The 19,821-nt window shown below is 40.3% G+C and carries 19 protein-coding genes; 7 read left to right on the plus strand and 12 right to left on the minus strand.

The window, feature by feature from the left end; all coding sequences use genetic code 11:
* Positions 1 to 2: 2 nt before the first annotated feature.
* The 4 genes from C6N34_RS01300 to C6N34_RS01315 form a co-directional block, all read right to left on the minus strand.
* Positions 3 to 1,094 carry a RuBisCO accumulation factor 1 gene (locus C6N34_RS01300; RefSeq protein WP_115538866.1) on the minus strand — a complete coding sequence of 364 codons (1,092 nt, stop codon included), beginning with the start codon at positions 1,092 to 1,094 and terminating at the stop codon, positions 3 to 5.
* A gap of 118 nt (positions 1,095 to 1,212) precedes the next feature.
* A complete protein-coding gene (locus C6N34_RS01305; RefSeq protein WP_115538865.1) occupies positions 1,213 to 1,863 on the minus strand; it encodes a Uma2 family endonuclease in 651 nt (216 codons plus the stop codon).
* Positions 1,864 to 1,904: 41 nt separating this feature from the next.
* Positions 1,905 to 2,687, minus strand: a complete 783-nt coding sequence (locus C6N34_RS01310) for an ATP-binding protein (protein WP_082604663.1) — start codon at positions 2,685 to 2,687, stop codon at positions 1,905 to 1,907.
* Between the two features lie 36 nt (positions 2,688 to 2,723).
* On the minus strand, positions 2,724 to 3,170 hold the full coding sequence (locus C6N34_RS01315; RefSeq protein WP_115538864.1) for a DUF29 domain-containing protein: 447 nt from the start codon (positions 3,168 to 3,170) through the stop codon (positions 2,724 to 2,726).
* Positions 3,171 to 3,440: 270 nt separating this feature from the next.
* Here C6N34_RS01315 and ubiE point away from each other — a divergent pair, with 270 nt between their 5' ends.
* The 3 genes from ubiE to C6N34_RS01330 all read left to right on the plus strand — a co-directional run bounded on the left by ubiE (position 3,441) and on the right by C6N34_RS01330 (position 5,771).
* On the plus strand, positions 3,441 to 4,133 hold the full coding sequence (ubiE, locus tag C6N34_RS01320; RefSeq protein WP_115538863.1) for a bifunctional demethylmenaquinone methyltransferase/2-methoxy-6-polyprenyl-1,4-benzoquinol methylase UbiE: 693 nt from the start codon (positions 3,441 to 3,443) through the stop codon (positions 4,131 to 4,133).
* 21 nt (positions 4,134 to 4,154) lie between these two features.
* The gene (locus C6N34_RS01325; protein WP_115538862.1) at positions 4,155 to 5,390 is read left to right on the plus strand and encodes a DUF445 domain-containing protein; all 1,236 of its coding nucleotides are present in this window, start codon (positions 4,155 to 4,157) and stop codon (positions 5,388 to 5,390) included.
* A 168-nt stretch (positions 5,391 to 5,558) separates the two neighbouring features.
* Entirely contained in the window at positions 5,559 to 5,771 is a 213-nt protein-coding gene (locus C6N34_RS01330) for a hypothetical protein (RefSeq protein ID WP_006275651.1), read from the plus strand.
* 458 nt (positions 5,772 to 6,229) lie between these two features.
* Here C6N34_RS01330 and larE read toward each other — a convergent pair whose 3' ends face one another.
* Both larE and hrmK read right to left on the minus strand, forming a co-directional pair.
* Entirely contained in the window at positions 6,230 to 7,063 is an 834-nt protein-coding gene (gene larE, locus C6N34_RS01335) for an ATP-dependent sacrificial sulfur transferase LarE (protein ID WP_057177750.1), read from the minus strand.
* A 66-nt stretch (positions 7,064 to 7,129) separates the two neighbouring features.
* Positions 7,130 to 8,983, minus strand: a complete 1,854-nt coding sequence (hrmK, locus tag C6N34_RS01340; protein WP_057177749.1) for a hybrid histidine kinase/response regulator HrmK — start codon at positions 8,981 to 8,983, stop codon at positions 7,130 to 7,132.
* Positions 8,984 to 9,189: 206 nt separating this feature from the next.
* Here hrmK and C6N34_RS01345 point away from each other — a divergent pair, with 206 nt between their 5' ends.
* On the plus strand, positions 9,190 to 10,056 hold the full coding sequence (locus tag C6N34_RS01345) for a branched-chain amino acid ABC transporter permease (protein WP_057177748.1): 867 nt from the start codon (positions 9,190 to 9,192) through the stop codon (positions 10,054 to 10,056).
* 43 nt (positions 10,057 to 10,099) lie between these two features.
* Here the strand turns inward: C6N34_RS01345 and psaX are convergent, their stop codons facing one another.
* Both psaX and hemL read right to left on the minus strand, forming a co-directional pair.
* Positions 10,100 to 10,216 (minus strand): photosystem I protein PsaX, encoded by a 117-nt coding sequence (gene psaX / locus C6N34_RS01350; protein WP_040007874.1) that lies wholly within the window; start codon positions 10,214 to 10,216, stop codon positions 10,100 to 10,102.
* 99 nt (positions 10,217 to 10,315) lie between these two features.
* Positions 10,316 to 11,626 (minus strand): glutamate-1-semialdehyde 2,1-aminomutase, encoded by a 1,311-nt coding sequence (gene hemL / locus C6N34_RS01355; RefSeq protein WP_115538861.1) that lies wholly within the window; start codon positions 11,624 to 11,626, stop codon positions 10,316 to 10,318.
* A gap of 133 nt (positions 11,627 to 11,759) precedes the next feature.
* Between hemL and hisIE the strand changes: the two genes are divergently transcribed.
* The 3 genes from hisIE (at position 11,760) to hemE (ending at position 14,531) form a co-directional block, all read left to right on the plus strand.
* The gene (gene hisIE, locus C6N34_RS01360) at positions 11,760 to 12,413 is read left to right on the plus strand and encodes a bifunctional phosphoribosyl-AMP cyclohydrolase/phosphoribosyl-ATP diphosphatase HisIE (protein ID WP_115538860.1); all 654 of its coding nucleotides are present in this window, start codon (positions 11,760 to 11,762) and stop codon (positions 12,411 to 12,413) included.
* A 15-nt stretch (positions 12,414 to 12,428) separates the two neighbouring features.
* Positions 12,429 to 13,382: an NAD-dependent epimerase/dehydratase family protein gene (locus C6N34_RS01365; protein ID WP_115538859.1), complete on the plus strand. Its 954-nt coding sequence runs from the start codon at positions 12,429 to 12,431 to the stop codon at positions 13,380 to 13,382.
* Between the two features lie 96 nt (positions 13,383 to 13,478).
* Positions 13,479 to 14,531, plus strand: coding sequence for a uroporphyrinogen decarboxylase (gene hemE / locus C6N34_RS01370; protein WP_057177745.1), 1,053 nt, complete (start codon positions 13,479 to 13,481; stop codon positions 14,529 to 14,531).
* A gap of 20 nt (positions 14,532 to 14,551) precedes the next feature.
* Here hemE and C6N34_RS01375 read toward each other — a convergent pair whose 3' ends face one another.
* From C6N34_RS01375 to C6N34_RS01390, 4 genes are all read right to left on the minus strand, one after another.
* Entirely contained in the window at positions 14,552 to 15,871 is a 1,320-nt protein-coding gene (locus C6N34_RS01375; RefSeq protein WP_115538912.1) for an ABC transporter substrate-binding protein, read from the minus strand.
* Positions 15,872 to 15,953: 82 nt separating this feature from the next.
* Complete coding sequence (locus C6N34_RS01380) at positions 15,954 to 16,874, minus strand: S66 peptidase family protein (protein ID WP_057177741.1); 921 nt, start codon at positions 16,872 to 16,874, stop codon at positions 15,954 to 15,956.
* Complete coding sequence (aroC, locus tag C6N34_RS01385; RefSeq protein ID WP_057177740.1) at positions 16,852 to 17,940, minus strand: chorismate synthase; 1,089 nt, start codon at positions 17,938 to 17,940, stop codon at positions 16,852 to 16,854. The genes C6N34_RS01380 and aroC overlap by 23 nt, the downstream gene beginning before the upstream one ends.
* 143 nt (positions 17,941 to 18,083) lie before the next feature.
* Entirely contained in the window at positions 18,084 to 19,799 is a 1,716-nt protein-coding gene (locus tag C6N34_RS01390; RefSeq protein ID WP_115538911.1) for a diflavin flavoprotein, read from the minus strand.
* Positions 19,800 to 19,821 lie beyond the last annotated feature (22 nt).

Genomic DNA, 19,821 nt, shown 5'->3' on the forward strand with positions numbered 1-19,821 from the left:
CATCACTCATCAATTTGCCAACTATCTTTGGTAAAATCTTCGTCTAAAACTTTTTTAGGACGTAAAATGACAATTATGCGTCCTAATATTGTCTGCTCTGGTTGAGTTTCAAACCACTGAAAATCCACTTCTCCATCATTGTCAAAGGCAAAATAACTCCCGTCATCCCAATCTCTTTCATCTCTATCTATCACAATTAGAATTTGTTCGGTTTTGCCAGATTTGCTCTGGGGAAAAATGTTGCTCTCCCCAATTATCACTATTGGATCTTCCGCAGAACGCAACACTTGCCATCCCGGTAATGCTACCCAAGCTTGCTCACCAGCAAATTTAACTATGTTAAAAGGGGCCTCTTCTATAATTAGGGGTACTGACTTGACATCCTCTGGGGTTAGGGGTAATTCTCCTACCACGGGAACTAATCTGGGCAGTTCTTCATCGGACTCTAGTCGAAAATAGGGAAGCAAGGGCGCATTGCGCTGGGGAACAATGGTAAAGTCTGTTAGTAATTGTTCAATCTGTTTTCTGGCTGTACTCGATTGCACAAAACGCAATCCTTTGGCAATTAAACGGGATCTCTCTTGCAGGTCTGAGTTTTGTCTGGCCAGTTTCCAGCATTGGTAAGCAATAGCGTCTCCAGGATGGGTACTGAATCCTTCCGGGGGAGTGGAAAATCGGGAGAAGTCTTTAATAGCTTTAGCAATTTCTCTTGCTTCATCCACATCCAGTTTATGGGCAAAAATTAAATCCGCAGCTGTCGCTCTATCTCCCTGGGTTAATAGTCTCAGTTCGTAAAGAATGTCACTGGCTCTTGTTCCGTAGTAGGTTTTGGTAGCTTCTGATGCGCCGAATTTTTCTAGGGAGCTGTAAACCTGTGCACCAACAACCACCTGATTTTGCTGAATCGGTTCAAATCCTGTAGCTTCAAAAATATCCTGGGGATTATAGCCATTTTTTTGTAAATGGGCGATCGCATTTCCCCACTCTACCCAATTACCTTTTTTCTGTCTCAGTTTTACTAGTAATTCTTCAGCTGTATTATCTGTGTTCTGAATATTTCCCTGGTGGTTTTCTCTGTTGGAAGATTGGGTCATAAGTTACTCTTGTTGTTTTCACCTAGTTTATCCTAATCAACTTTTTTAAAATTTTAAAATAATTAAAATAAGTATAAAAAAGAACTGCTCCCTATTTTATTACAATCTATTTAATAAGTCAAGTGGACAATTGATGGCGCAGGTTGCGTAACATACTGCTTGTTCCCCGTTTAATCGCTTGTTGTACTAACTCTGGAATGAGATCTGTAATACTCAGGGATGGAAAGACTCGACTGGTGGTACTCTTTTGATAGTTGTTTTTTTCTAGCAGGTAAATTGTTAGGCGATCATTTTCATAAATCCAGATCTCAGGAACCTGTAGGGTCAAGTAGGTATCTAATGTGGTTTGAGAGGTAAGGTCACTCTCAATTGCTAAGTCTGGTGGCGGATCCGTTTCCATATTCATTCGCATCAAGGAGCGAACCCGATCCGCATTCTCTATATAAAAACAGGTATCTGGTTCCAGACCTGCTTGTTCTGGCTTTTTAAAGGTGGTAGAGCCAAAATCTTCCCAAGGTCTGTTTTCAGCATCTAATAGGGTTTTGACAATATCAGAAATAATGCGGTGAGGACGTTCATGAGCAGGAAGGGGAGACATAATTTCTAGGGTTCCATTGCAATAGTTCATTCGGGGCACTTGGCGTTCATCCCCCCACTCTTTATATAAAGCTTCATATTGCTCCCAAGTAACATCGTGAATCAACAAGTGACTACCCGGTGCAATTTCAATGGTAGTGATTGGCAATTTGACCAGATTAAGTGTAGTCATGATATTTTGTTTGTGGAACCAGATTTTGTCGTTATCTTATCCTATGTTAACAGAGTGACCTTAAATTCTTCCCCAATTTCTTCAAAGAGTACATCCTTGCCAAGTTTTTTCGCTTCTTGATAAACCATAGGTAAACCTCTGCCCAATTTATCTATATATCTGAGGTTTTCCATAAATTTAACAATAACCGGATTTATAGAGTAAGACACTCCAAACCTCAGTTTATCAATAGTGACCGTGTTTGGTAATTTCCCCGGGCTCATAAACTCTATCCGGTTATCAAACATAAAAATTCGGATCCTGGAACCGGTTATAGAATAATTACGATGCACACAAGCATTGACAATCAATTCCCGAAACACTTTGTCAGGATATTTTATCCTTTCATCTCTCCTGGTTCCCAAAATAGATGATGGGGTCAGAATATTGTTTTTGATTATTTGTAATGCTGCTTGTACCTGATCTGGCAGTGATCCTTCAATATTTTTTTTGTCTATTAACTCTTCTGAGATTGTATCTCCTAGAAAGTGGGCAAATGAGATAGAAGCATTATGGAAAATCCGCTGGGGATTAATGCCAAAGACCAAAAGACCACCAACTGTCACTTGCTCGTTTTCCGCAATGATATCAGTGTTTTTTAACAGTGTTATTTTCTCTTCCTGTTCCATTTCCATATAGTGGACATCATAACTGTGGAAATATCGATCAATGGCATTGTGATTGAGATAAGACGGATTGGTATTGTCAACTGCTGTGACATCAAAGTGATAAAGTCCACTTTGCTGAAATAGTCTCATTAGTTCAATGATATAGTTGATGTCCATAATAGTTCTTAATCTCTATCAGTTATATTAAATTAACTATGGCAAATATTCTGGATTGAGCACGTCTTTGGGATCAAAGGGACATTCTTGGGGAAATACCTCCAGTTCTAAACCAGTTTCCCGGGAAGCGATGAGTCGAGCATCGCTGTAACACTCGTCAAAAACCTGGGCAAAATATGGTCGCAAGCTAGGACTTTTCTTAAAAGCTCTATTTAAACGCAGACTATGTTCAGTAATTGATGCCCGCCAGCTATCAGTACGTTTATGCTTTTGATATTTCCACTTGAGTAAGTGCTGAAGCACCCGGATTAAATTGCTTTCTAAAGCATCTTTTTGACTATTGCCCATGTCTTCCAGTTCTTCAATGAGATGGGGAATTTCTTTGGGGTCTAACTTACTTAATTGCAAAGCTTGTATGGTTTCCTGAATCCAAAGATAAAAGTCTTGGTCGTAAACTGATGTGTTTCTATTCGATGTAGACATCTTTAAATTACCTGAAAGATTATTAAGCTTTACTGGTTGTATTTTATATATTAAATTTTATATATTAATTATATATTAAATTTTTTAACACCTACATTAACACAGCTCCCAATTTTTGACAAGGTGCGATCGCAGATAAATTCCCATTCTTTTAAACGAGCGATCGCTACCAAGACAATTCATGTTATATTGAGACTGGATTCGATTTCATTACCAAAAGTAGTTTGTTTTGTTTTAAATTTTAAATCTCCCAATTTTTTTCCGCCACCAATGAAGCAAGGAATTCGTGATATTTTTGACCGTATTGCTCCTGTGTACGATCAACTTAATGATCGGCTAAGCCTGGGACAACACCGCATCTGGAAGGAAATGACTGTGAAATGGAGTGGTGTGAAACCAGGAGATACTTGTTTAGATTTATGCTGTGGTAGTGGGGATTTAACCTTTCGTTTGGCTCGACGTGCAGGAATTGCTGGTAGAGTATATGGTGTGGATTTCTCTAATAATTTACTTAATGCTGCTAAAAACCGCCAGAAATTATCCCAGAACCCATATTCTATCACCTGGACAGAAGCAGATGTGCTGAGTCTTCCCTTTGCAGATGATCAATTTGACGTTGTGACCATGGGTTATGGTTTAAGAAATGTGACAGATATCACCCGCAGTTTACAGGAAATCTATCGAGTGCTAAAACCTGGGGGTAGGGCGGCAATTTTGGATTTTCATCGTCCTGATGACCACATCTGGAGGACCTTTCAACAATGGTATTTAGATTATCTGGTTGTTCCCCTAGCCACTAATTTGGGTGTAAGGGAAGAATATGCTTACATCAGTCCCAGTTTGCAGCGTTTTCCCAGGGGTAAAGAACAGGTTGCCCTAGCACGTCAAGTTGGGTTTGTCAATGCTGTTCATTATCCAATTTCTAATGCTATGATGGGGGTATTAGTAATTGTCGTTCCCTAATCGAACTGATTCCAAAATCCTGTGGATTGGTCACATCTTTGGCTTTATATATCACCTCCCGTCCTGGGTGGTGTAATTGGCTATTTCACTAATGATATAGCCATTAAAATGCTTTTCCGTCCCTACAGACCCGTCTATGTTCTGGGACGTAAGTTACCTTTTACTCCTGGTTTGATTCCCAGTAATCAAGAGCGATTGGGAAACAATATTGCCCATGCTATCATGGGTTCCCTCCTAACTCCAGACGAATTACATAAATTGGCTGGACGACTTTTGGCAACTGACCGGGTCAAAGCTGCTATCCTATGGTTGTTGCAATTGGCACTAGCCCAAATTAAACAGGAAAAAAATCAGAAAACTGCTCAGATCTTGGCGGGAATTTTGCGCGATTTATTGGGGGATTCTCTTCCCCGTCTGTTAAGAGTGTTAGCTCGTAAAGAAGATTTTCTAGAAGTACAAATTAATCAAGTTTTTGACCGTCTAATATTAGAGTTTAGACTAAACGAAGAACAGGCTATTTGGTTAGCTGACTGGTTACTGAAGGTTGCTTTTCCACCGGATGTGTTAAGACAAGCAATAATTAATTTTCTCACAGATAAAACTATTCAAACTATTGATGATAGCTTTAGAGAAAAAACTAGTGGTACTTACTGGGTGGTAGCTAATCTTTTCGGTTTACGAAATACTCTTACCCGACTCAGAAGTTTTTGTTTGGATGAGAAGGAATTGACTAATCAACGACTGCAAGAGTTAGTTCAAGACCTACAATTGGGCGATCGCCTGAAAAAGCTATTACAGGATTTATCCCTGCAAAATTTGCCCATTGGCACAGTTCGTGAATTAAGAAAGAGTGTAAAAGAGAGCATAAGATATTATCTGCGAGACACTGGCAGTAACCTGATACAGGAAGTAACAGAATCAGCGGAATGGGAAAAAATTTCCATGCTTCTACTAAATCGTCTGCGCGATTCAGCCATTGTTAACAGTTCCCTAGAGTCTGTGGCTCAAGAGTTAGCCCTAATCTTAGACAAGTATTTAGAAAAAGACCTAGAAACCATTGTAGCGCAAGCAATTCCAATTTTATCCCTGGATAAAGTTATTGTAGAAAAAGTGAAGGCCACCTCACCTGCTGACTTAGAAGCAGCTATTGAGGGGATTGTCAAGAACGAGTTACAGGCAATTGTGAATCTAGGAGGTATTTTAGGGTTAGGGGTGGGTCTGTTACAGGTAGGACTTCTCCTTCTAAACCAGGTCTAGTCAGGGTTGGCATCAAAAAATGGAGAAGGAGGAGTAAGGAGGGGAAGATAGAGAAAAGGGGGATAGGTGGAGGGAAGAAGATAAAGAAAATTAAAAAAAAAATTGTTAAGTTTTATTATGTAGACAATAATTGCATTTAAAGTGCTAAGATTTTATCCGAAGTCGTTAATGTTTATTGTGAATTCCGTGGCTAGAGCAAGTACCGCAATTGGCGTAAGTCCAGTGATCAAAGAGACTGTGCAAAAACAGGCACATTCTACCCGTCTGACGTTAAAAGAGGTTATCCTCATGGGTATGTTGGCAATTGATAAGCTAGATGACCAAGGTCGTCAAGAGTTAGCTGATCAAGTGCACAAAATGCAAGTGGACGGCGAAATTTAACTCGGACTAGTCTTGATTCCTGGGTGAAGACCAAGAATTAAGACTGTCATCAGGCTAATATCAAGTTAAAGTCGTATCTCCAGCAACCTCAAAGCAAATCCCAAGGAAATCTGGAATCAAAGTGATGAAATTTTGACTTTCCTGGGTTTAGTTTCATCAGTAGCTAGATTTCTTTGGGAACCATTTTAAGTAAGAAATAACCTCAAAATTTTTAGGTGGAATAGCTACAGTCCTGACCAAAAACAGGTGCTAATTTGGGCGAATTCCTCCCAATAGTTTTAGCTTGTGCCGGGATCTAAATGCGGCTATAAATATAAAGGCGCGTGGGACACACGCCCTCAAAGCTCAATCAATGTCTTCATAGAAGAGTCGTTGAGAAGCCCACACTCACCTGTAAGGGAGTGTGTGGAGTATGTCACTTATTGTTATTTTTCTGCTTTCCTTTTTCTCTATCAGGATTATTTTTTGGGAAGGACGGGACCCTGTTTTGTCAAGACTCGATTCAGCTTACCACTCTGATAACCCTCTAAATCTAAGGTGACGTAAATAAACCCTAGATTTTCCAGAGTGGTTACTAGGGTAGGTAAGTCTGTTTTGAGGACGAAATCCTTGATTTTTTCCGGTGGGAGTTCAATTCTGGCGGTTTCCCCTTCCGATCTGACTCGCAGGTCTTCCCAACCCAAAGTTTTTAAATATATTTCTGCTCTCCCCACACGTTGTAATTTTTCTATGGTGATTTCTTCTCCGTAGGGGAATCGGGAACTTAGACAGGGTTGGGCGGGTTTGTTCCACCAGGGTAGTGCTAATTGTTGGGAAAGTTGACGCACTTCCATTTTAGTAATTCCTATTTCTGCTAGGGGTGATCTTGCTCCCCTTTCTTTTGCAGCTTGAATTCCCGGTCTGTAGTCTTTGAGATCGTCAGCGTTTACCCCATCAATCACATAACTGTATCCCCATTCTAATGCTAGGGGTTTGAGCGTGTCATGTAATTCACTTTTACAAAAGTAGCACCGGTTAACTGGATTGGACGTGTAGTTGGGATTGGCCATCTCTTGAGTATGGACAATTTTATGGGTTATCCCAATGGTTGCTGCTTGTGCAGTAGCTTCTGTTAACTCTTCCGGTAGTAAAGATGGGGATACTGCAGTTACCGCTACCGCGCGATCGCCTAATACTTCATGAGCAACCTTGGCTACTAGTGTGCTATCAACTCCTCCGGAATAGGCTATTAAAGCATGTCCCATTTCGGCAAATAAGGTCTTTAATTTTTCTAATTTTTCTGTGAGTGTCATATTTTTAATATTTTATACATATATGGCTTGATCCAGAAAGCTATGGACAAGTAGGATGGTTGATTGCTAGGAGTTCTGGCACTTTTCCAGTATAGCACCGAGATTTGTCAAATTTATGGGTTTAGGAATATAGTGGGTGAAACCGGAAGCTAGACATATTTCTCTGTCTCCCTTCATGGCCATTGCTGTTTGAGCAATGATAGGAATGTTCTGATATCTGGGGTCTTTTCTGATTTCTGATACTAAGTTCAGTCCGTTACCATCTGGCAGTTTCAAATCCATTAAGATGATTGTCGGTTGCACTTGTGGTAAATTTACCCACATTTCTGTGGCAGTTTTTACGTGTATAACTTGATAGCCTAATCTATTTAGATAAGTCTTTATGAGTTCACTATTATTTAGATCATTTTCTACTAGTAATATTGTGCAGTGATTGATTTTTTGAATATTGGTTGGAGTATTAATTAGGTGGTCAAGAGTTTTGTCAATTAGTTCTGGGTCTTGTTCTGGTTGAATTTCTAGTATTTGGGTAGTTCTCTCAGATTTGAGAGGTAGAATAATAGTAAATTCAGAACCTTGATTTAATTGCGATCGCACCTCAATACTACCTCCATGAATTTCCGCAAGTTGTTTGGTCACAATCAATCCTAAACCGGTGCCATGATTTTGTTGGGTATTTATGGTATTTACTAGTTGGGTATAGGGACGAAACAGTAGAGACAGGTCTTCCCCAGAAATGCCAACTCCCGTATCCCATACTGTAAATCTCAACCATGAATCTTTAAGAACAACTCGTAAACCTACACTCCCTACATTAGTAAACTTTATGGCATTAAACAATAGATTTAATAGCATTTGCTTCAGTCGTAGAGGATCCACCAACAGAGTGTTCACATCCTCATTGATTTCCAATTGTAATTTTAAACCCTTATCTCCTGCTTTTTCCTTCACTAGGGCCAAAACACTTTTACACAATGATGGTATATCGGCTACTTCCCATTGCACTTCTAGCTGATTGGCTTCTATTTTGGAAAGATCTAAAATGTCATTGATTAAACTCAATAAATGCTTACCGCTGGATTGAATAATCTGTAAATATTCTTGATGGCGTTCTCTTTCCGCTTGGTAACCTTGAGCTAATAATAACTCAGTAAATCCAATAATCGAAGTCAAGGGGGTTCTGATTTCGTGACTAGTGTTGGCCAAAAATTGATTTTTAAGTTTATTCTTACGTTCTAGGTTGTAATTAAACTGTAATAGGGACTGATAAGAATATTTTAAAGTCTGAATTTTTTGAGTTTGTATTAAATAAGTCCAGGAATATTTAATGGCTTTTTGAATAAACTGCGATCGCCAGTGCAAGGGAGAAAATTGAGGTTTAGCAAGACCAGATAAATCAGATAGGGGATGAAGAGCAATTAGCCATTTAGTCACATTAGTAGAATCATCAGGAAAACGCCAAGCTAGGGGAGGGTTGTGCTTTTCCATTTCCAGGAGATCGGGGAGACCAATATGGGATTCCAAATTCCATCTGGAGGTTGTTTGTGACAGGGATGGAGGTGAAGTTGGTGAATTACACATCAAGACAATTCTAGCCATATTTTCTTGAGGTTCACACTCAGCTATATATAATGTAATACCTTCAAGACCCAACCCATTAAAATTCAAAGCAGCATAAACCTCATTAAGCAGAGTTTGCAAAATCTGGGACTCAGCGATTTTTGCCTCCTGGGTATTAGGTTCACCCGTGCTTAAAGGTGTATTAACTGCTGTGAATAAGCAAAAATTTAGACTAAGTTGTAACCGATTCAAATGTTTTTCCAACCACAAATCATATCCTTGTTGTTGGATGGTGCGTAAGAGTTTGGGGGTTTTATCTATCCGAGGATTTCCTTTTGGTAAGTTTGAGTATTTGTACATAAAAAGTGACCAAAGATACTAACCTTAGCGGAAAACAGCGGGAGATAAATAAGGGTTATATTTTCATATAGTGATCTCCACACTGTGTATGTTAACACAGAAGTTAATCTTCCTCACTAGCTTCGTATGAGATATAACTTATGATATTCATAGGGTGATATTGATGTTAGAATCTAAGTAAAGTGACTTTATAGTAGTATTTATTAATGGATGCACAACTAGCTCAATTAATTATTAATGGGATTGCGGTAGGTAGTATTATTGCCTTGGCAGCAGTAGGACTAACACTCACTTATGGAATTTTAAGACTATCGAATTTTGCCCATGGAGACTTTTTAACCTTAGGGGCATATTTTACCTGGGTGATAAACGGGTGGGGAATGAACATTTGGTTATCAATGGTTGTTGCAGCCATATTAACCGTGATAGCGATGTTAATAACAGAGAAGATACTGTGGTCAAGAATGAGAGCATTACGTGCCACATCTACGACCCTGATTATCATCTCCATTGGACTGGCCCTATTTGTCCGTAACGGGATTATTTTTCTTTGGGGGGGTAAAAACCAAAATTACAATCTTCCGGTAATTCAGGCCTTGGATATAAGCGGTTTGAAAGTGCCACAAAATCAATTACTAGTTTTAGTCCTAGCCATATTGGCGATTTTGTTCCTGCACTATATATTACAGAACACCAAAATTGGTAAAGCCATGCGAGCAGTAGCAGATGATCTAGATTTAGCCAGGGTTTCCGGGATTAATGTAGAACGAGTAATTCTTTGGACCTGGATTATTGCGGGTAGCTTTACCTCCCTAGGCGGTAGTATGTATGGTTTAATTACTGCTGTTCGTCCTAACATGGGCTGGTTTTTAATTTTACCCCTATTCGCCTCAGTAATTTTAGGGGGAATTGGCAACCCTTATGGTGCCATATTTGCTGCCTTTATTATTGGCATTGCCCAGGAAGTCAGCACTCCTTGGTTAGGATCTCAGTATAAGCAAGGAGTTGCCTTGTTAATTATGATTTTAGTTTTACTCATTCGTCCCAAAGGACTGTTTAAAGGAACAGTGTAGGGGAGGGGCTAGAAACTGGGAGATTCGGTCCCTCTCCACCTACCTACTCAATAATATGGAAATAATAAGCTGCTACTAAAAAGTTGATAGCCAGTAGCAGTATGGCCCAACTGGCGCGGAAAACATAACTGGGTTTGGTTTCTTTTGTTTTAGAAGTCATATTTGACCCTCCTGATTTAATCACATTTCCACAAATACCAAACAGCAGTACCAAATTTCCACTATCTTTAAAAATGTTCAAAGTTTAGCTACTCTCCACCTAGGTTGGGGAATTAACTCCCCTGAGTACCTCCTTCACCACTGCTAGGGTTTGGTCTATATCTTCTTCTGTATGAGCTAAAGAAGTAAAACCAGCTTCAAATTGGGAAGGAGCTAGATAAATACCACGTTCCAACATGGCCCGATAAAACCTACCAAATTTGACTGTGTCTGATTTTTTGGCATCCTCATAATTATGCACGGGACCTGATGTAAAAAATAGACCAAACATGGCGCTGATACTGCCACCACACACACTGTGTCCCGCTTCCTTGGCAATTGTTAGCATTCCATTGACTAATTTCTGGGTGATTCTCTCTAAATAATCGTAAGTTCCCGGTTTCTGTAATAGTTCTAATGTTTTAATTCCAGCAGTCATAGCTAAGGGATTTCCAGATAGGGTTCCCGCTTGATAGACTGGACCTGCTGGAGCAATCATGGACATGATTTCTCGACGACCTCCGTAAGCTCCTACGGGTAATCCCCCACCTATCACTTTCCCTAGGGTGGTTAAATCAGGGGTAATGCCAAATTTTGCCTGGGCACCACCATAAGCAATTCGGAACCCGGTCATTACTTCGTCAAATACTAGTAATGCTCCGTTTTCTTGGGTAATTTCTCTTAACCCTTCTAAAAACCCTGCGTCGGGAGCAATAAACCCAGCATTCCCTACTACTGGTTCTAAAATTACCCCAGCTATTTCTCCTGGGTTTTGTTCAAATAGTGCTTTGACCGCTTCTAAATCATTAAAAGGGGCTGTTAATGTACCTTTTGTGGCAGATTTTGGCACTCCCGGTGAATCTGGTAACCCCAGGGTGGCTACTCCTGAACCTGCTTTGACTAAAAACATGTCCGCATGTCCATGGTAACATCCTTCAAATTTGATGATTTTTTCCCTATTGGTGTAAGCTCGCATTAGTCTCAGCGCTGCCATGCAAGCTTCTGTGCCAGAATTAACGAATCTTACCATTTCAATACTGGGCACAGCATCAATTACCATTTCTGCTAGGATATTTTCTAGCACACAGGGCGCGCCAAAACTTGTACCTTTTTCTAGAGCTTGATGTAGGGCACTAATTACTTCTGGATTGGCGTGTCCACAAATGGCTGGACCCCAGGTGCCTACATAGTCAATGTATTTGTTACCATCCACATCCCAAATATGAGCACCTTTAACCCTATCAAATACTATTGGTTGCCCACCAACTGATTTAAAGGCGCGTACGGGTGAGCTAACTCCTCCTGGCATTAAATTTTGAGCTGCTGCAAAGATTTCTTGGGATTTTGTGGTTCTAATAGTAGTGTCTACCAAGGTGATCTCCTATAAGTGGTGATTAATTTCAGTTTCTATGAAAGAATAGGATAAACTTATCCTATTGTTTTATCCCATATTTTGATATGGTTTGATTATTGAGATGATTCTTAAATAAAGTCCGTCGCACACTATGCTATCCTCCCAATCTCTATCTTTAGAATACTCTATCCCAGTGGAAAAAATCCGCTACGACCAATATGGTCTTGTACCAGCAATCATCCAAGACTATCTTGATGGTACTGTGTTAATGATGGCTTGGATGAATCAGGAATCATTACAACGAACTTTAACTACAGGAGAAACCTGGTTTTGGAGTCGTTCCCGTCAGGAATTTTGGCACAAGGGAGCTACTTCCGGTCATATTCAAAAGGTGAAAACTGCTCGCTATGATTGTGATAGTGATGCTCTACTATTTAGTGTGGAACAGATTGGTGATATCGCTTGTCACACCGGGGAACGTAGTTGTTTTCATCAGTTGGATGACACCAAAATTATTCCCCCTCCCCCAGATTCCCTATCTCACCTTTTTCATGTGATATGCGATCGCCGGGATTATCCTGCGGAAGGTTCTTACACCTGTAAGTTATTAGCAGGGGGGGATAATAAAATTTTAAAGAAGATAGGTGAAGAAAGTGCGGAGGTAGTCATGGCTTTTAAAGATGATGACCCAGATGCGATCGCGGGTGAAGTGGCGGACTTGTTTTATCATACTCTTGTGGCTTTGGCCCATCACCAAGTAGATTTAAGATCGGTCTATCGCAAGCTAGAAGAGCGGAGGAAGTAGGGGAGAAAATTTTCAATGAATCAAAAACGAATTTTAATCACGGGTGCCAGCGGTTGTATTGGTCACTACATTAGTGAAACACTAATAGAAAACACCAATCATCAACTTTATTTACTGGTGAGAAATCCTAACAAACTGCAAGTTAATACTGATATGCGTCCTGGTGTGACCATATTACAGGGCGACATGGGGGAAATTAGTAATTTGGGGAATTTACTCAAAACTATTGACACAGCGGTTTTAACAGCTACTTCCTGGGGAGGAAATAATATCTTTGATATTAATGTCAATAAAACCATACAACTAATGAATCTATTAAATCCTGACAGGTGTGAACAGGTAATTTATTTTTCTACTGCTAGTGTTTTAAATCGTGAAAATCAACCCTTAAAAGAAGCTGGAGAAATTGGCACCGACTATATTAGCTCCAAATACAAGTGTTTACGTAAAATTGAGGATTTAGAGATTTTCCCCAAAATTACCACAGTATTCCCCACCCTAGTATTGGGAGGAGATAAAAACAAACCCTACTCTCACCTGACCTCGGGTATTCATGAAGTGACAAAATATCTGAATATAATTCGGTTTTTAAAAACCGATGGTAGTTTTCACTTTATCCATGGTAAAGACATTGCCAAGGTGGTAGAGCATTTGATTGATCACCCACTACAAAAAGGAGACCCCAGAAGACTGGTTTTAGGTCAAGCACCACTAACAGTAAATCAAGCTATAGAAGAGGTGTGTGAATACCTAAACAAAAAGATTTACTTTCGCATTCCCCTTTCTCTAGCTTTAGCAGATTTAATCATTAAAGTCTTTAAAATTCAAATGGCCTCCTGGGACAGATTCTGCATGAGGTATAGACATTTTACCTATAACAATCCCATTAACCCAGGAATTTTCGACCTACCCAACTATTGTCCCACCATGACAGATGTTCTCAAAACCAGCGGAGTCAGCAAAGGTTGAAGAATGTTGAGTTTTATAAAGATATAAGAGGGAACCGTAAGCTGGGGATGATAAGCTAAACATGAAATATAAAAGTGACTTAGGATGAAGTGTTAAATGGGTGTTTCCTCAACGGTTCCTCTCCTGCTCCGAGCTGCACGCGGTGAAAAGGTAGATCGTCCCCCCGTGTGGATGATGCGTCAAGCGGGACGTTACATGAAAGCTTATAGAGATCTGCGGGAGAAATATCCTTCTTTTCGGGAACGCTCAGAAATTCCTGAGGTGGCCATTGAAGTCTCCCTCCAACCCTGGAGAGCTTTCCAACCCGATGGAGTAATTTTATTTTCCGATATTGTCACTCCCCTACCTGGAATGGGTATTGACATGGATATTGCGGAAGGAAAAGGGCCAATTATTTTTTCGCCCATTCGCACTCAACAACAAGTTGATGAGTTACACCCACTAGATCCAGAAACCGCTTTACCTTTTATTCGTCAGATTTTGGGAGCGTTGCGTCAGGAAGTAGGTAGTGCATCAACCGTACTGGGCTTTGTTGGCGCACCCTGGACTTTAGCAGCTTACGCAGTGGAAGGAAAAGGCTCTAAAACCTATTCTATAATTAAGAATATGGCTTTCTCAGATTCTAATATTCTCCATCAGTTATTAGACAAGTTGGCAGAATCTATAGCCGTATATATCCGCTACCAAATAGATTGTGGTGCCCAAGTAGTACAAATGTTCGATTCTTGGGCAGGGCAATTAAGTCCCCAAGATTATGATATCTTTGCCTTACCTTACCAAAAAAAGGTGTTTGAGTTAGTGAAAAGAACCCATCCACAAACACCCCTGATTTTGTTAGTTACGGGTAGTGCGGGACTGTTGGAAAGAATGGCTACCTCTGGTGCGGATATTCTCACCATTGACTGGACTGTGGATATGGCAGATGCACGTAGAAGATTGGGTAATAACGTTAAGGTGCAGGGAAATTTAGATCCAGGGGTATTATTTGGGTCAAAGCAGTTTATCCGGGAGAGAATTTTAGACACAGTTCGCAAAGCTGGCAATTGGGGACACATACTTAATTTGGGACACGGAGTGTTACCAGAAACACCAGAAGAGAATGTGGCTTTTTTCTTTGAGACTGCCAAAAACCTTCATGTTCCGGTGTAGTTTCCATTTTGGTTGGCAATTTAGGGGGAGGACATGTCTCCCCAAATTACATCCAAACGTTCCTGAGCTTGTTTTAAGGCAACTTCAGCTGAGGACTTGCCCAATAATGTTTGTTCAATTGCTCTACCTAAATTTTCCGAGATCCGACTAAAACCAGCTATAGTGGGAAGGGAACCAGCTAGGGGAATTTGGTCTAGGAATACCTTTAACCAGGGTCTGGTTTGGAGATAGTCTTGATATTCAGGACTATTTAAAGATTTGATATTGACGGGTAAAAAACCGGTTCCTATAGACCAGGGGGTTTGAAATTCTTGACTGACAATAAACTCCAGGAATTTAAGAGCAGCTTGTTGTTTTTCTGAAGTGGTCTTCATCATAAATATATTACCCGTACCAGTTACCGTTGCTGGAGTAGTATGGATGGGGATAGGAAACGCATTAAAGGGTATGGGAGATTTTGTAATATAAGACCATGGTCCAGTAATTTGCATAGCCACCCGACCAGCGAAAAAAGCATCTTCCTCATAACCTCTTTCTGGTGGAGATAGGGTTGCTACACCTGTTTGTAATAGTTGTTGCCAAAATTTGATTGCGGTAATAGCAGCAGGGTTGTTGAGATTTGGATAGTTGTCCGTCATGATTCCCCCCCCTGCACTTAATACAAAGGGAAACCAAGTGAAAACAGTCCATCCCCCTTTACCTAGAGGTAATAATATGCCATACTGTTCTGGGTGTCCGTCTCCATTTTTATCTAGGGTTAATTTTTGAGCAACTGCTATTAATTCTTCCCAAGTTTTAGGAGTTTGGGTGATACCAGCAGCTTCAAATAAATCCGGACGATAAAAAATGCCGACGTTGCTATTCCACAATGGTAATGACCACAATTTGCCATTTAGTTTTAACTGCTCTAACAAGTTAGGAAATACCTCAGATTTATGTGGAAATTGATTCCACCATTGGTCTAGGGGAGTTACCGCATCTAGTTCTACAATTTGTCCGGTAATTCCAGGGTTATAAACCAAAAGATCGGGAGTGGCGTTACCAACTACAGAGGTTAATATTTTAGGTAATGCCATATCTGATCCCAAAATAAACAACGAATCAACTTGAATATTTGGGTGAGTTTGATTGAATTTGGTCACTAGTTTTTGAAAAACATCCCGATTCGCTGGTGGGTTAATTCCTTGCCATAAAGTTAGATGGGTAATATGGTTTTTTTGAGGTATGTTGTTTTGACAACCACTCAATATTGCCAAGGAACATAAACTCAATAAGCATAACAGTATGGAAATCTGGCGACTTAATTGCCACCTATTCAGCTGTAGTAGTGGTTTGATCATCATTTTAACATACATGTTGTTTATGAAGTTTTTTGACGCTCCCCCGACTTCCGGAGTCACGGGTTATGATGATGGTCCTAAATCAGAGAATTTCTAATGTTCCTTGCACCGCATCTAATCTTGCTCGTACTCCCACAGGTAAAGCAGCATTAGGAATGTCATGACCAAAAGGTAGGTCAGACACAATAGGTATACCTAAATCAGATAGGCGATCGCATAAAACTTCCTGTATAGTCAAGCTTGGTATATTAGGGGGTGGTTGACAATTAGTAAACCCTCCCAAAGCAATACCTTTTACTTGACTAAGAATACCACTTAATCGCCATTGAGTCAACATTCTGTCAATTCGATAAGGTGCTTCAGTAACATCCTCCAAAGCTAATATTACACCATCCATTGGTGGTAAAAGGGGTGTTCCTAAAAGATGGGTAGCTACAGTCAAGTTTCCAGGAAGTAATATTCCTGTTACCTGACCGTTTCCCCAACCTTTACCCTGTAATTGGTGAATAGCTCTACCCTCTACCCAGTCAAATAACCTTTCAATTGACCATGGTGGTTCATCACATAAAGTAGTCAGTACAGGTGCATGTACACCAGAAATTCCCCCTTTATATAGACTCCACAGTAGAACGGTAATATCAGAGAATCCAATTAGCCATTTTGGGTCTGGTGGATTTTGCTCCCAGTGCCAATTTTCCAAAATACGAGCACTACCAAACCCCCCTCTAGCACAAATAATTCCACGACATTGGGGATCTTGCCATGCTGCGCACAACTGGTGACGACGGTGGTCATCAGTGCCCGCGAGATAGCCATATCGCTTTTCTATGTTATCACTAATTTGAACATTATAACCACGGTCTCGCCAAATTTTTACACCCTTTTCAAAAGCTGTAATTTCTCTGAGTCCACCACTGGGAGCAATAACGCGTAATAGATCCCCTGGTCTCAGGGGAGACGGTAATAAAGTTGGAGCAATCTTAGAGGAGTTTACATTGTGCATAGTGTCTCAATAGATGATCACATAAAACCAAAGCTACCATTCCATCCACCATAGGTACTGCACGGGGTAAAACACAAGGATCATGTCTTCCCTTTCCCGCTAAGACGGTTTCTTCCCCTTCCTTGGTGACTGTTTTTTGTTCCTTTCTAATAGTCGCAGTTGGTTTAAAAGCAACTCTTAAAATAATATTTTCACCATTAGAAATTCCCCCTTGAATTCCACCCGAACGGTTAGTAACAGTTCTAATATCACCATGGGGACCTATATAGAATTCATCATTATGTTCAAAACCCGTTAATAAAGTTCCTGCAAAGCCAGAACCAATCTCAAAACCTTTACTAGCAGGTAGAGACATAACAGCTTTGGCTAAATCAGCTTCCAACTTGTCAAAAACCGGTTCTCCTAAACCTTTAGGAACGTTGCGCACCACGCACTCTACCACCCCACCAATGGAATTACCATCCCTACCGGTTTTCTCAATTAGTTCTATCATCTGGGGTGCAATTTCTGCGTCAGGACAGCGGACAATATTACTCTCCACATCTGCTAGAGTCACAGTATTAGTGTCAACAGTTCCCTCCAAATCCTTAATACGTTTAACGTAAGCAATAATTTCCACACCTGCTACCTGAAGTAAAATCTTCTTGGCGATCGCCCCTGCTGCTACCCTACCGATGGTTTCACGTGCAGAAGATCTACCACCACCCTGCCAATTTCTGAATCCATATTTAGCGTCGTAGGTAGCATCCGCGTGGGAGGGACGGTATTTTTCAGACATTTCGTCATAATCCTGGGAGCGGGTATCTTTATTCCTCACCAGAATGGCAATTGGTGTTCCCAGGGTCTTACCCTCAAACACCCCGGATAAAATCTCACAGCTGTCTGCTTCTTTGCGGGGTGTGGTGATTTTACTTTGTCCTGGTCTTCTTCTATCCAGTTCAAATTGAATTTCTGCGGGAGAAATCTCCAGTCTAGGAGGACAACCATCAATTATAACTCCCACACCTCCACCGTGAGATTCACCAAATGTCGTAATTCGGAAAAGATGACCAAATGTGCTACCCATGTTATTGAGAAAATACTTGCTCAGTCAATTGTACCACACCGCTCCTGTAGGAATGAATTCCCTTACCCGACACCCAAAGTCGGTTGAAAAACGATTGGTTTTACCGTAGCCCATTTTAAGTTAAGTTTAATAACTCAACATCTTTATGAGGCTTTTGTCTTATTTATGGCTGTCACTCCATCAGGATTGATGAGTTTACCGTGGTCAACGGTGGCATAAATTACCCAATGATCTCCACAATCTAAATGCTGATTAACGGAACATTCTAAATAAGCAGCTGCATCAGCTAGAATAGGAGAGTTATTTTCCCCTACTATAGTTTTAATCCCACTCAGATGGTGTTCTATGGGAGTAAAATTCCTGCGGAAGGATTTTATATAGTCTGTGTGAATACCTTCACTGAAAATATTCAGTACAAATTTACTGCCAATGTACATTAGACATTCTATGGCTCTTTCCTTAGCGATCGCCACTGTAATTCCCGGTGGTTTAAATGTAGCTTGAGAAACCCAGGTGACCAAGATTGCCATGGAAATTTCTGCTTGTTTAGTAGTCAATACACATACGGATCCAACTATTTTACCTACTGCTTGTTCTGTTGGTGTGGCAATTTCCCGGGGTGGGTGAGTTTTTTTGGTCTTTTTTAGGTTTTGACCAAAGTCTCTACCCATTTCCTCACAGATTTTTAATGTTAGTTCGTCAGGTTTGAATTTGACTTTTAGAGTATCAAATCCAAAGGGAAATCCTGCATGTTTCAGTTTTGTTTCCACTATATCTAAAGCTTCTCCACTCCATCCGTAGGAACCGAATACACCCACCAATTTGCTGTTATCGCTAGTAGCTAACACAATAGCTAATGCGGTTTGAATGGGTGTAGGTGCATGACCACCGATAGTAGGGGTACCAATAATTAAAGCGTCTGCTTTTTCCACGGTGGTATGAATTTCTTCGGGGGAGGTAAATTCACAATTAATAGATTTGACTGCTATACCAGTTTTAGTTATCCCCAGAGCTATTGCTTGTGCTAGGGTAGCTGTATTTCCATAAGCGGAAGCATAAAGTAAAGCTACGGATATTTCCCGCTCTTTTTGAGCGTGACTCCATTGAAAATAGGATTGAGTTAACTTAATTAACCCACTACGAATTAATGGACCATGACCTACTCCATAAATTTGAACTTGCAAGTGGGCAATTTTTTCTAGTGCTGCTTCTACATGGGTTATGTGGGGCGCCATTAAACAATTAAAATAGTATTTTTGATCTTCTTCCAATTCCTGGTAATTACTATCTAAATTGTCATCAAAAACCTGATCATTACAAAGATGAGCTGCAAATAATTTACCGGTATAAAGAATTTGGGTTTGTGGGTCATAAGTACAAAGTGCTTCTGGCCATCTAGGACTAGGATTGGGGAGGAATTTTAAAATATGACCTTGACCTAAATCTAAAGTTTCTTTCCCCCGCATAATCAAAATCTTCAGATCTTCGTCTGGGAAAGTGGAATGTAAATTATTAGCACTAGGAAGAGAACAAACAAAAGTAATTTGTGGTGCTAGTTCCAATAATGCTGTTAAGGTTGGTACGCGATTGGGACTAAAGTGACCCAAAATTACATAGTCTAAGTTTTGCCAATGGATTTGGTTTTGTAAAGCTGCTAGATAAATGTTGATGAAACTTGCACCGGGTGGATCAATGATGGCAATTTTATCTGCTGTGATTAAATAGGAGTTGGCAGTTGTACCACGACAAAGTCCATATTCAATTTCAAATCTTAATCGTGACCAACTTCTAGCTCTTAAAATCTGTGTGTTAGTCCCAATACTCCCAATTTGTACATCCCGTGGTTTAGATTCTATCATAGGTATTTTAGGTGCAATAAAA

The sequence above is a fragment of the Cylindrospermopsis raciborskii Cr2010 genome, assembly GCF_003367075.2.
Lineage (GTDB): Bacteria > Cyanobacteriota > Cyanobacteriia > Cyanobacteriales > Nostocaceae > Raphidiopsis > Raphidiopsis raciborskii.